Source organism: Streptomyces sp. NBC_00872 (genome assembly GCF_045161915.1).
In the GTDB taxonomy this organism is placed as follows: domain Bacteria; phylum Actinomycetota; class Actinomycetes; order Streptomycetales; family Streptomycetaceae; genus Streptomyces.
In genome coordinates this window covers 4546623-4559669 of sequence record NZ_CP108806.1, presented here as the reverse complement: position 1 = coordinate 4559669, position 13047 = coordinate 4546623, and the positions used below count along the sequence as shown (strand labels likewise).

10 protein-coding genes are annotated in these 13047 nt (G+C 71.2%); 4 read left to right on the top strand and 6 right to left on the bottom strand.

Annotated elements, in window-relative coordinates:
* Positions 1–123: 123 nt before the first annotated feature.
* From OG214_RS19435 to OG214_RS19420, 4 genes are all read left to right on the top strand, one after another.
* The gene (locus OG214_RS19435) at positions 124–999 is read left to right on the top strand and encodes an NTP transferase domain-containing protein (RefSeq protein ID WP_363079005.1); all 876 of its coding nucleotides are present in this window, start codon (positions 124–126) and stop codon (positions 997–999) included.
* Positions 996–2591, top strand: a complete 1596-nt coding sequence (locus OG214_RS19430; protein WP_405985456.1) for a molybdopterin-binding protein — start codon at positions 996–998, stop codon at positions 2589–2591. Before OG214_RS19435 ends, OG214_RS19430 begins: the two co-directional genes overlap by 4 nt.
* Positions 2555–3673, top strand: a complete 1119-nt coding sequence (locus OG214_RS19425) for a potassium channel family protein (protein ID WP_363079007.1) — start codon at positions 2555–2557, stop codon at positions 3671–3673. The genes OG214_RS19430 and OG214_RS19425 overlap by 37 nt, the downstream gene beginning before the upstream one ends.
* Positions 3674–3779: 106 nt before the next feature.
* Positions 3780–4769, top strand: a complete 990-nt coding sequence (locus tag OG214_RS19420; protein ID WP_363079008.1) for an NAD(P)H-quinone oxidoreductase — start codon at positions 3780–3782, stop codon at positions 4767–4769.
* 191 nt (positions 4770–4960) lie between these two features.
* Here OG214_RS19420 and OG214_RS19415 read toward each other — a convergent pair whose 3' ends face one another.
* The 6 genes from OG214_RS19415 to OG214_RS19390 form a co-directional block, all read right to left on the bottom strand.
* Positions 4961–5509: a bacterial proteasome activator family protein gene (locus OG214_RS19415; RefSeq protein ID WP_363079009.1), complete on the bottom strand. Its 549-nt coding sequence runs from the start codon at positions 5507–5509 to the stop codon at positions 4961–4963.
* Positions 5510–5630: 121 nt separating this feature from the next.
* Positions 5631–8477 carry an FtsX-like permease family protein gene (locus OG214_RS19410; RefSeq protein ID WP_405985455.1) on the bottom strand — a complete coding sequence of 949 codons (2847 nt, stop codon included), beginning with the start codon at positions 8475–8477 and terminating at the stop codon, positions 5631–5633.
* Entirely contained in the window at positions 8474–9223 is a 750-nt protein-coding gene (locus OG214_RS19405) for an ABC transporter ATP-binding protein (protein WP_363079011.1), read from the bottom strand. Before OG214_RS19405 ends, OG214_RS19410 begins: the two co-directional genes overlap by 4 nt.
* A 187-nt stretch (positions 9224–9410) precedes the next feature.
* Complete coding sequence (locus OG214_RS19400) at positions 9411–10148, bottom strand: PadR family transcriptional regulator (RefSeq protein ID WP_405985454.1); 738 nt, start codon at positions 10146–10148, stop codon at positions 9411–9413.
* 142 nt (positions 10149–10290) lie between these two features.
* Positions 10291–11028 (bottom strand): hypothetical protein, encoded by a 738-nt coding sequence (locus OG214_RS19395; protein ID WP_405985453.1) that lies wholly within the window; start codon positions 11026–11028, stop codon positions 10291–10293.
* A gap of 197 nt (positions 11029–11225) precedes the next feature.
* A complete protein-coding gene (locus OG214_RS19390) occupies positions 11226–12944 on the bottom strand; it encodes a protein kinase domain-containing protein (RefSeq protein ID WP_363079014.1) in 1719 nt (572 codons plus the stop codon).
* Between the last annotated feature and the right edge of the window lie 103 nt (positions 12945–13047).

Here is a 13047-nt window from a genome sequence, read left to right as displayed (position 1 = left end):
GCAGCCCCTCCAGCGGGACATTCCGGGTGGCGGAGACCGGCACGCGCCGAAAACCCTGAGAACTTCGGCCTTCGTGCGGAGGCCATGAGCTTCGAACGGGTGATCGCGGCTCATACTTCTGCCATGACCGCCTATGACGCCATCGTGCTCGCCGGAGGAGCCGCCAAGCGGCTCGGCGGGGCCGACAAGCCAGGGGTACGGGTCGGGGGCCGGGCACTCCTCGACCGTGTGCTGGCCGCGTGTGACGAGGCCGCCCGGACCGTGGTCGTGGGCGGCAGACGGCCCACCGCGCGGCCGGTGCGCTGGGCGCGTGAGGAGCCGCCCGGCGGTGGCCCCCTGGCCGCGCTCGACGCGGGGGTGCGGTGCGTCGAGGCCGGCACCGTGCTCGTACTCTCCGCGGATCTGCCGTTCCTCGGAAAACCGACCGTGCGCAGACTGGTCGAGACGCTGGACACCAGCGGCCGGGAGGCGGCTCTGCTCACCGATGCCGACGGCCGTGACCAGCCACTGGTCGCCGCCTACCGCGCGGAGCCGCTCCGTCGTGAACTCGCCCTGCTCGCGACCGAGTACGGCAGTCTCCGCGGGCTTCCGCTGCGTCTGCTGCCGGACGAACTCGAACTCGCCCGCGTCGACGGCGATCCCCTCGCCTCCTTCGACTGCGACACCTGGGAAGACATCTCCACGGCTCGGGCCCGGATCAGGGAGCATGGAACCGTGCTGGACGAATGGATCACCGCAGTCAAGGACGAACTCGGCATCGAGCTGGACGTGGACATCGGTGTCCTGCTCGATCTCGCCCGCGACGCCGCGCATGGCGTCGCCCGGCCCGCCGCGCCGCTGACGACCTTCCTGGTCGGCTATGCGGCGGCCAGGGCCGGTGGAGACGGTCCCGAAGCCGTCGCGGAGGCCGCGCGCAAGGCCACGGCGCTCGCTCTGCGCTGGGCGGAGGAGGCGGAGGGCGGCGACGGACCGGAGGCCAAGGGGGCCGACGCCGGATGACCGCCCGGGACCGCGAGGCCGACGGAATCGACGGAATCGACGGGATCGACGAAGCCCTGGCACTGGTCGCCGGGGACCCGCCCGCGCCGTATGGCGCGGGCGGGTACACCGGCTCGACGCGTGGTGCGGCCCGGGGCGGCGCCCCACACCGGGGCGGCGGTACGGACGGGGATCATGGACCGGGCCGGCCCGAGGGCACGGATCAGGAGCGGGGGGAGCCCGGCGCCGCTTCCGGAGCCCCGGCTGTGACACCGGGCGCGGCATCGGCGTCGGCCGCGGCGGCCGGTCCTGCCCGCGCCGCCGCCCCCGGCAGCCGGGCCGCGTCGGACCGGCACCGGGCCGAGCCATGGGAGGCGGCCCGCGCGATCGCCGTACGGTCAGGACGCTCGGCGCGCGGGGCGTCGTCCGCCCCGGCCCACCGTGTACCGCTCGACCTGGCCCTGGGCGGGGCACTGGCCGAACCGCTGACCGCCCTCACCGATCTGCCGTCCTTCGACACCTCGGCGATGGACGGCTGGGCGGTGGCGGGACCGGGGCCCTGGACCGTACGGAGCGCACACGGCGCGTCCGAGCAGAGCACCTCCGACGGCCCCGTCAAGGACCACGGCATTCTCGCCGGACAGGGAGAGGCGGCGGCGCTTCCCGACGGGGCAGCGGTACGGATCGCCACCGGCGCCCGGATCCCGCCCGAGGCGACCGCGGTGGTGCGCAGCGAAGACGCCCGGATCGACAGCGGTGGTCATCTCCATGCCGAGCGCGAGGTGGTCCCCGGCCAGGACATCAGGCCACGCGGCCAGGAGTGCCGCTCCGGCGACCGGCTGCTGCCCGCCGGTTCTCTGGTGACCCCCGCCGTACTGGGTCTGGCCGCGGCGGCCGGATACGACGAGCTGCTCACCGTTCCACGGCCCCGGGTCGAAATACTGGTCCTCGGCGACGAACTGCTCATCGAGGGGCTGCCCCACGACGGACTGATCCGCGACGCCCTGGGCCCGATGCTCGCGCCCTGGCTCCGCTCTCTCGGCGCCGAGGTTCTCGCCACCCGCCGGATCGGCGATGACGCCGACGCGCTGTGCCAGGCGATCACCGGCTCCGACGCCGATCTCGTCATCACCACCGGCGGCACGGCCGGAGGGCCGGTCGATCATGTCCATCCGGTGCTCCGGAAAACGGGCGCCGAGCTGCTGGTCGACGGTGTCGCCGTACGGCCCGGCCACCCCATGCTGCTGGCCCGGCTGGCATCGGGACACCATCTGGTGGGCCTGCCCGGTAATCCGCTCGCCGCGGTCTCCGGGCTGCTGACCCTCGCCGAACCCCTGCTGCGGTCGCTGGCGGGACGGGCGCCCCGGACTCCGTACCGCGCACCGCTGCGTGATCCGGTGCAGGGTCATCCGCACGACACCCGTCTGGTGCCCGTCGTCCACCGCGACGAGGGGCTCGTACCGCTTCACTTCAACGGTCCGGCCATGCTGCGCGGAATCGCCGCCGCCGATGGGCTCGTGGTCGTACCACCGGGTGGCGCCCCGACAGGTCAGGAGCTGGAAGTGCTGGACCTGCCATGGACGGCCGGCGCCGATGGAGGGTGTTTCACGTGAAACTTCCCGGTCATGATGCGATGGCCAGGCAGGCCGACGAGCATCTGGTCACCGCCCGGGTGAAGCTTCCGCGCCGTACGGTCGTCCGCCCGCTGCTCCAGGTCAGCCGACGGCTGCTGATGGCGCTGTTCGTGCTGGCTCTGACGGTCTTCATCGTCTATATCGACCGGCAGGGCTATCACGACAATTCCGATGAATCAGTCGATTTGCTGGATGCCGTCTACTACGCGACCGTGACGCTCTCCACGACGGGTTACGGGGACATCGTCCCGTACAGCGACAGCGCGCGGCTGGTGAATGTGCTGCTGGTGACCCCGCTGCGCGTGGTCTTTCTCATCATCCTGGTCGGTACCACTCTTGAGGTCCTCACGGAGCGCACCCGGGAAGAGTGGCGGCTGAACCGCTGGAGGTCCAACGTGCGTGACCACACCATCATCGTCGGCTATGGCACCAAGGGGCGGTCGGCGATCCAGACGCTCTGTGCCACCGGGCTGAAGAAGGATCAGATCGTCATTGTCGACCCGTCGAACAAGGTGATCGAGGCGGCCAACGCGGAAGGGTTCGTCGGGATCGTCGGCGATGCGACCCGCAGCGATGTGCTGTTGCGCGCTGAACTCCAGCGCGCCCGCCAGATAGTTATCGCCACTCAGCGCGATGACACAGCGGTGCTCGTCGCGCTGACGGCACGCCAGCTCAACCGCGGGGCGAAGATCGTGGCCGCCGTGCGGGAGGAGGAGAACGCACCGCTGCTGCGCCAGTCCGGCGCCGACGCCGTCATCACCAGCGCCAGTGCCGCCGGCCGGCTGCTCGGGCTCTCCGTGCTCAGCCCCAGCGCCGGCACGGTGATGGAGGATCTGATCCAGCAGGGCAGTGGCCTCGATCTCATCGAACGCCCCGTCATAAAGTCCGAAGTGGGCCGGAGCGTAAGGGAGACGGACGACCTGGTGGTGAGCGTGCTGCGTGGCCACCGTCTGCTCGGCTACGACGATCCGGCCGCCAGTCCGCTCCAGCTCACGGACCGTCTGATCACCATCGTCCGGGCCCAGAGCCCCACGGCCCAGGACAACTCCCACCCGTCGTAGCGTCAGTTCGCCTACGGGACAGCTCTTGGTTGCGAATCGTCGTTCCCACGTGTCTCAGGACTCTCAGGACCGGCCGGGGCGGCGGGGCGGGAGTAGCCTCGCGCTCATGTATGCGATCACGATTCCGGAACCCGGTGGTCCTGAGGCGCTTGTCTGGGCCGAGGTGCCCGATCCCGTACCCGGCGAGGGCGAGGTCCTCGTCGAGGTCGTGGCGAGCGCCGTCAACCGCGCCGATCTTCTGCAACGGCAGGGCTTCTACGATCCGCCGCCCGGCTCCTCCCCCTACCCCGGTCTGGAGTGCGCGGGGCGGATCAGCGCGCTCGGTCCGGGGGTCGCGGGCTGGGCCGTCGGCGACGAGGTGTGTGCGCTTCTGTCCGGCGGCGGGTACGCGGAGAAGGTCGCCGTACCCGTCGGTCAGCTTCTTCCCGTACCGAAGGGCCTGGACCTGGCGACGGCCGCGGTGCTTCCCGAGGTGACCTGCACCGTCTGGTCGAACGTCTTTATGATCTCGCATCTGCGGCCCGGCGAGACGCTGCTGGTGCACGGCGGGGCGAGCGGTATCGGCACCATGTCCATCCAGCTCGCCAAGGCGGTGGGCGCGCGGGTCGCGGTCACGGCGGGCGGTCCCGAGAAGCTGGAGCGCTGCGCCGAACTGGGCGCGGACATCCTGATCGACTACCGCGAGCAGGACTTCGTCGCGGAGATCCGCAAGGCCACGGACGGCGCCGGCGCGGATGTCATCCTCGACATCGTCGGCGCGAAGTATCTGGACCGGAATGTGAAGGCCCTGGCGGTGAACGGCCGGCTCGCGGTGATCGGTCTCCAGGGCGGAGTGAAGGGCGAACTCAATCTGGCCGCCCTGCTGCACAAGCGCGGTGCGATCACGGCGACCTCGCTGCGGGCCCGTCCCCAGTCCGAGAAGGCGGCGATCGTCGCGGCCGTACGGGAGCATGTCTGGCCGCTGATCGCCAACGGTGACATCCGTCCGATCGTGTACCGGACGCTGACGATGCCGGAGGCGGCGGAGGCACACCGCCTGCTGGATTCCGGCACCCATATCGGCAAGGTGCTGCTGCTCGCGCCGACCGCCGGCTGACCGCCACCTCGGGCTGACCGCCACCTCGGCCTAGGCGACCTCGGCCGACCGCCACCGGGAGATCGCTGCCCCGGGGCCGGCGGGCCGGCTGTCACCCCCGGCCCGACGAGCTCGGCCCACGGGCCGCGTCCCGTCCCGGCCCGGTGCGCCTTCGGTGTACCGGGCCGTGAGGGCCGGGGACCGGCCGGGGTCTACAGATACGGACCGGAGCGGAGCGCGCCGTGTCCCTGCTCGCCGTCGTCGTCCTGGACCGAGCCCGGCGGCAGCGCGCGCCGCATCTGTTCGAGCTGAGCCCTGGCGGCCATCTGCTGGGCGAACAGCGCCGTCTGGATGCCGTGGAAGAGACCCTCCAGCCAGCCCACCAACTGGGCCTGCGCGATACGCAGCTCCGCCTCGGAGGGGATCGCGTCATCCGTGAAGGGGAGCGAGAGCCGCTCCAACTCGTCGACCAGCTCGGGGGCGAGCCCGTCCTCCAGCTCCTTCACGGAGCCGGCGTGGATCTCCTTGAGCCTGACCCGGCTCGCCTCGTCCAGGGGAGCCGCCCGCACCTCCTCCAGGAGCTGCTTGATCATGCTGCCGATGCGCATGACCTTGGCCGGCTGTTCGACCATCTCCGTCACGGGAATCTCGCGCCCCTCGTCGGCACCGCCACCACCGCCGCCGCCGAGTGCCATTCCGTCCTGTCCCACCACGAGGACATGGGGGCTCTCCTGCGACCGTTCGTTACTCGGCATCTCCATACGGCCCATTGTCTCGCACATGTGCGTCACCACATGGTGTGCCCCCGTACGAAGACCATCCACCTTCGTACGGGGGCACGATTTCACCGGGTGCGCCGCTCCGGGCCGGCCGGTTGTGCGGCTATGTGGCGGCCCGGCGACCCAGTGTCCGGTGCGAGCGGGTGACCAGCGCCGCCAGGATCGCGGCACCCAGCGGGACGGCGATCAGCAGGGCGGCCAGCGTCGCCCAGGGGATGACGACGGGTACATAGGGCGCCGTGACGACTCCCCAGCCCTCGTCGAGCGACTGCTGGTACCACTTCAGTTCACCGCGGCGCTCCGTGAGCCGCAGTCCGATCGCGGGGAGGACCCCGGCGGCCGAGCCGAGCAGCACACCCATCGCCGCCACCACCGCGCACTGGAATCCGCTGAGCGTCCTGCGGACCCGCGCCGGGGCTCCGACCGCGGCGAGCGTCTTGAGATCGGCCTCGGCGTCCGCCTGGGCGAGACCGGTGGCGATACCGGCCGCACCGATGGTGACCAGCCCGGCGAAGACCGTCAGCGCCAGCAGCACGATGCTGTTCTCGCTGGTGAACCCGGACTCGATATGGAGATTCACCTGGCTGCCGGTCTTGGCCAGCTCGGCGTCCAGCTTCTGCTTCTGGGTGTCGCTCGGCAGGACGCTGGACGAGTAGTACGCGCCGAGCGGGACGGTGCTGATTCCCGCGGCCTTCGCCGTGGCCGGGGTCATGATCACCGCGAGGCCGTACGCGTTCGGATTCCCCTTCACCTGGTGCGCGGGGATCGACTTGACGGTGCCGGGCAGCGGCAGGCCCTTCCCGCGGGCCGTCTCCGCCGCCTCGGTGTCCGTGATCAGCAGGATGTCGATCTTCCCGGCCGCGTTGACGTTCCGCTTGTCGAACGAGACGACCCGGCCGTCCGCCAGCGCCTTCTCCGCCCCCGGATCCTTGATACCGAGGATCTTGAGCAGAGTGGTGTCACCGATCAGCACTCCGGCTTCGACACCGCCGTAGACCGTGTCCTGTTCGCAGCGCCAGTCCTTGGCGAGCTTGCGCCGCTCGGCCTTGCTGAACTTCTCCGAAGGGTCGTCCGGCCCCGTGGACCAGAGCGGACACTGCTGGGCCTTGGGGACGACCAGTTCGTACCGTCCGCAGCCGTCGTCGCCGCCGTACATCGAGCAACTCGGCTTTCCGATGGAGATACGGTCCACATCGGCCCGCAGATCGACGGGCAGATTCTTCTGGACGGCCGTGCGCACGGCCGGAACGTCCCGGCCGCCCTCCTCGTCGATCATCACCGAGATCGCGCCACGGGGGAGCTGCGGTTCGTACGCGGCCCGGTTCTGGGCATCGCTGCTCGCGGCATATGTGGAGACCGCCACCGTGCCCGCGACCGCGGCCAGCACCGCCGCCACGGCGGGCGCCGTGCGGCCCCTGTTCCGTACGGCGTCCCGCAGCGCCAGCCGCGGCGAGAGCGGGAGCCAGCGGCCGAGCCGGCCGAACAGACCGACCAGGGCCGGAGTCAGCGCGACCACGCCCAGCTCGGCGATGGCGCTGCCGCCCGCGACGATCGCGAACTGGTCGGTCATCGTCGAGCCGTACAGCGCGATCACCGCTCCCAGCGCGACCGCGATCAGCCCGAGAACCGGCAGGACCCTGCTGCTTCCTCGCACTCCGCGCCGGCCGGTGAGCGAGGCCAGCACGGTCTGCCGGGAGGCGGTCACGGCCGGGACGATCGCCGCGAGGAGACCGGTGAGCACGGCGAGCAGCGCGATACCGAGCAGTTCCAGCGGCCGGATGTCGAAGCCGCCGAAGCGCTGGCCCAGGTAGTCCTCAAGGACGGGACGCAGCACATAGGTGAGGCCCAGACCGAGGGCCGTACCGATGACGGCCGAGGCGACACCGATCACCAGACCGCCGCCGAGAACGATGGCCCGGATATGGCGCCGGTCACCGCCGTTGGCACCGACCAGACCGAGCTGACGGCGCGAGCGCCGGGCACCGACCGCGAAGGCCGGGCCCGCCAGCAGACAGATCTCCAGCATGGCGAGTCCGACGATGGTGCCGATCGCGGCCAGTTCCGTGGCGTTGGCGACCGCGCTCTCCGCGTACCGTTGCTGGTCGTCCTGCTGATACAGCGGCACATCCGCGTCGGCGGGCGGGTTGAGGGCCACGGCACGGGAGGTCACCAGAACGCCATGGGTATTGGCCTCCTTCACCATGTTCCACGTGAAACCACCCGGAACGCGTACGAGTTGGGTGGTGCTCGGGTTCGACCCCGGCAGCCCGTCGGCCTGGAGCGCCTTGTCGAGCGGGGCCAGAAACGCCCCGGGGAGCGCGTTGACCTGGTCGGTCTCCAGGGAGTCGGGCAGTTCGTACGCGCCGACGATCCGGTACACGTTGCCAAGTCCACGGGCGGTGAGCTCCGAACCCACCCGTAGCCCGCTGACCTCCAGGAAGTGGCTGGTCGCCGCGACCTCGCCGGCCCGCTCGGGGAAGCGGCCCTCGTTGAGGCGCATGATGCCGTCGGCGATCGGGTCGGCCGCCTTCAGTTCGCGGATCTCGGTCTGGAGCAGTCCGTGCGTGGTACGGAGCTTTCCGACTCCCGTCGTGTCCTCAAGGACCGTGGCGCCCGCCGGAACGGCCTTGGAGATATCGCCGGGGCCATCGGGCCAGGGCCCGTTCTGGTGGTCGGCGACCGGTGTGTAACTGTCGGCCTCGGGGTTCTGGTAGAGCGGGTCTCCGCCGAACCCCGGGTCGGCGATCTGGGCATCGGCCTGGCCGAGCGTGCGGTCGAGCTGCTCCTGGGTGGACAGTTCGGCACTGCGCAGGGTCAGATCGAAGGCGCTCACCCCGAGGATGGGCAGCGCGATCATGGACAGGACGAGAAAGCTGCGTCCCTTGGAGCGCCAGGCGTCGCGACGGGCGATCCGCAGCGCCGCGCGCCAGGAGTGGTACCAGGTCTTCACAGTTCGGCCGCCTGGCCCGTGAGCAGCGAGTCCGCCTGGCTGCGGAGGGTCTGGTCGACCACCGAGCCGTCCCGCAGGAAGACCACCCGGTCCGCCCAGGCCGCGAAGCGCGGTTCATGGGTGACCAGAACCCCGGCGGCGCCCGCGTCGCAGCGCGTACGCAGCAGGGCGAGCACGGACTCACCCGTCTCGGAGTCCAGCGCGCCCGTCGGCTCGTCGGCGAGGACAAGGCGCCGGTCGCCGACGAGCGCGCGGGCTATCGCCACCCGCTGCTGCTGGCCGCCGGACATCTCGTCAGGGAACCGGTCGGCGAGCTGCTCAAGACCCATCTCCGCCAGTGCGGCCACGGCCTCGGTGCGCGCCTTGCGCGCGGAGGTTCCGTCGAGCTCACGGGGCAGCGAGATGTTCTCGGCGGCGGTGAGGGCGGGGATGAGGTTGTAGTCCTGGAAGACATAGCCGATGCTGCGGCGGCGCAGGGCCGCGAGCTGCTTGCGGCCGACGGTGGTGATGTCGGTGCCCTCGACGATGACACGGCCCGAGCTGGGGGTGTCCAGGCCGCCCGCGATGGTCAGCAGCGTGGATTTTCCGGAGCCCGAGGGGCCCATGACGGCGACCAGTTCGCCGGGGAACACATCGAGGTTGATACCGCGCAGGGCCTGGACCTCGGTGGCGCCGCTGCCATGGACGCGGGTCAGCTCCTGGAGTCGCAGCACGGGCTGCTGTGACGGTTGTGCGTTTTCGGGCATGAAGGATCCCCCTAGGGCGGTACACGCACATACGCGTGTGGGGTATGTGGGTCGGGTGAGGTCGAGTGAGGTCGAGTGAGAAGGGTGAGGAGAGTGAGGCGTGGCGGGAGGTACGGCGGCGGGCCGGGCCGGGGCCGAGTCGTCCCCCGGTCGGATCGGCGCCTGCCGGGGCGTCCGCCCGCCGGGTCTACTGCCTGTCGGCGATCACCCGGCTGCCGGCATCGAGTGAGCCGTCGTCAGGGCCGCCCGCAGGGCTGCTCGTGGAACTGCCCGCAGAGCTGCTCGTGGAGCTGCCCGCAGGGCCGTTCGCGGGGCTGCCCGCAGAGCTGACCGCGGGGCCGTTCGAAACGTCGGCCGACGGGCTGTCCGACGGCCGGCTGTCGGGTTCCGGCAGCAGCGCGAGCCGGATCAGCCGGGCTTCACAGTGGTCGAGCCAGCGGGCCTCGGCCTCGGTCAGGAAGATGAGCTGTTCCAGGACGAGCAGCCAGGCCACTTCGTGCCGGTCGGCCGGGACGGCTTCCAGGGCCTGGGCCTTGAGCCGGGTGTAGTCCTGCATCGCCTGAATGGTGTGGCGGCGCTGCGACTGGATGACTTCCCGGATGTCGACCCCGGGCACACCCACCGCCATGGCGAGCTTGATCGCCAGCTCGTCACGGGGCGGGCTGGTGCGGTCGACCGGTGTACGGAACCAGGCCTTCAGCTCCGCGCGGCCCGCGTCGGTGATCACATAGAGCGCGTGGCCCGCACGGTCCTCGCCGTCCTGGGTGACCATGCCGTCGCGCTCCAGACGGCTCAGGGTCGTATAGACCTGGCCGACGTTGAGCGGCCAGGTGGCACCTGTGCGGGACTCGAACTCCGTACGGAGCTGAGAGCCGTAGCGAGGGCCGCGTTCCAGGAGGGCGAGAAGCCCATGGCGAATCGACATACTCAGTATGTATACCGGGTATGGCGTAGCTCGCAAGCGACCTGAGGCGGACCAGGTGAGTACGCCATAAGGATGATGCGGACCGATGCGGACGTGGACGCGGGGGCGCGGGCAGGGGCGGGGACAGGGGCGGGAGAGGGGCTCAGCGGCGGCGGAGCCGCAGTCCCAGAAAGCCCAGTCCCAGGCCGATCAGAGTGATTCCCGTGCCCAGGGTCAGTACGGGAACCGTCCGCGCGGCGGGGTCGGCGACGGTCCGGTTGGCGGATTCACGGGCGGCCGCGGGCGGGCGGCGCCGGGGCGCCTCGGAGTCCTCCGGCGGATGGACGAACTCCTCCAGCGGCTCGTCCGCCGCGTGTCCGTCCGTCCTCGGGTCGGTCTGGTCGTCCGTCCCGTCCGTACCCTCCTTGCCCCCGCCCGGCTCGGTCTCCTCGTTCCCCTCGCTCTCGCCGCGCTGGGAGGGTGACGCGGGCTCGGACGGCGTGGTGCGGGGGCGGGTGGCAGACGGTGAGGCGGGGGTCCGGGGCGGACGGCTGGGGTGCGCGGAAGGGGCGGGGTCCGATTCAGTCTCCGGATCGCCGTACGCCTCCGCCTCCCCGTCCGCCTCCGGGTCCGTCTCCCACCCGGTCCCGGGATCGGCCTCCGGGGCGCCGTCGTCCGTGTGCGGGCTTCCGTCGCCCGGTGGCACCGCCTCGGCTTCCTGCGGTCTCCCGGGGCGTGGCCGTCCCTCCCCGGCCGGACGGCCGGCCAGTGCGACGGCCGACTCGCCGGAGACCGTCGGTCCTGTCCCGGGCGGGGCGGACTCCTCGGCGTACGCGCCGGGCGCGGCCATCAGCAGCGACGCGACCGCGATCGCGCAGGGGGTGCGGAGCGTAGGAGTCACCGACTCAGCGTCACATGTAATGACAAATCCGGCATCTCGAAACGTTCCCGCGATGGAACGAGGCGGAGGCGACGCCGGGCAAGAGTCGAACGCGACACGAGCGAGGCCCGGTACGCGTGTCGTACCGGGCCTCGGCCTTCGGTCTGTGCGGATCCTGTGCGGGTCCGGTCCCCCGAACCGGCCCGCGCGGCCCGCGACTACCCCGCGTACCCCGTGGAGATCGTCAGTTCGAACTCCTGGCCGTCGGGCGGCACTGCGGCCCCCGGCCTCGGGTACTGGTCGATCACGATGTCCTTCGCCCAGGACCCGTCGTTGTCCGTCTTCACCGGCGCCCACGACCAGCCCGCCTCACGGAGGCAGTCCTTCACCGAGAGGATGTCCTTGTACCGCAGATCGGGGGCCGTCACCTTTGACGGATCCAGTCCGTCCTCCGAGGCGTCCGTGCACTCCGACACGTCGATGGTGCGGTTGCGCTCCGGGCCCCGGTACCCCTCCTGGGTGGAGGCGCCGCTGCCGGTGTCCCCCGTGCCGTCGCCGGTGCCCGTGCCGTCACCCTGGTTGAGCGAAAGTGCCGCTATCAGACCGCCGATGGCCAGCAGCGCGACCACGATCGCACCCACGATGACCGGCATGTTCCGTCTGCCGCCACCGCCACTGCCATGGCCGCCGCCGTGACCACCGCCATGGCCGGCGCCGTGCGCACCGTGGCCCCCACGCCCACCGGGCGCGGTCGAGGGCTGGGACGACATCATGTACGGCGGCGGGGTCTGCGCCATCGGCTGCCCCGGCCGAGGGGCCGGATACGCCGGGACCGACTGCGGATAGCCGTAGCCCGGACCGGGCGCCTGCGGCGCCGACGGCGGGGCGGGCGTCGGCGGCCCGTACGACCCCTGGTTGTACGGCGTCCGCACGCCCTGCGGCGGCGGTGGCGGCGCCTGGCCCGACTGGTCCACCGGCGGGAAGACCGCCGAGCCCACGCCCGAGCCCGAGCCGCTGCTCTGCGGAGCGCCCGGCACGATCACCGGAGTGCCCGACTGGCCGGCGGTCAGCACACGCGCGCACTCGTCACCCATCGCCGACGCGCTCGGGAAGCGCTCGTTCGGGTTCTTCTTCAGCGCCCGCGCGACCAGCGCGTCCATCGCCGGAGTGACCGAACGGTTGATGGTGGACGGAGCGACCGGCTCCTCCTGCACATGGGCGTACGCGATCGCCAGCGGCGAGTCCGCGTCGAACGGCAGCCGACCGGTCAGAAGCTGGAAGAGCATGATGCCGACCGAGTACAGATCGGAGCGGGCGTCGACGGCGCGCCCCAGCGCCTGTTCGGGCGAGAGGTACTGCGGTGTTCCGACGACCATGCCCGTCTGCGTCATCGAGGTGACCCCCGACTGCATGGCGCGCGCGATACCGAAGTCCATCACCTTGACGACGCCGCGCTTGGTCATCATCACATTGCCCGGCTTGATGTCCCGGTGCACCAGGCCCATCTCATGGCTGGCCTCCAGCGCGGCCAGCACATCGGCCGTCACCTTGAGCGCCTTGTCGGCCGGCATCGCGCCGTACTGCGCGATGTCCCGCTGGAGCACGGAGCCGAGCGGATGCCCCTCGACGTACTCCATGACGATGTACGGCATCAGCGCGCCGGCCAGTTCGTCCTCGCCCGTGTCGAACACGGAGACGACATTGGTGTGCGACAGCTTGGCCACGGCCTGGGCCTCGCGCCGGAACCGCTCGCGGAAGGACTGCTCGCGCCCCAGTTCCGTGTGGAGGGTCTTGATGGCGACCTGGCGGTCGAGCGCCGTGTCGTACGCGAGGTATACGGACGCCATCCCGCCTTCGCCGAGCAGGTCGCGAAGCTGGTAACGGCCGCCCGCGACCGAACCGCCCGCGTGACGGCCCCGTGCGCCATGCTGGCTCATGACTGTGCTTCCCCCTCCGGCGCGCGGACGCGGTCCGCAAGAAGTGGACGCGATGGTGCTCACGCGGTGATCCCGTTATTACGCGCCAAGTCTGCCCGAGGGC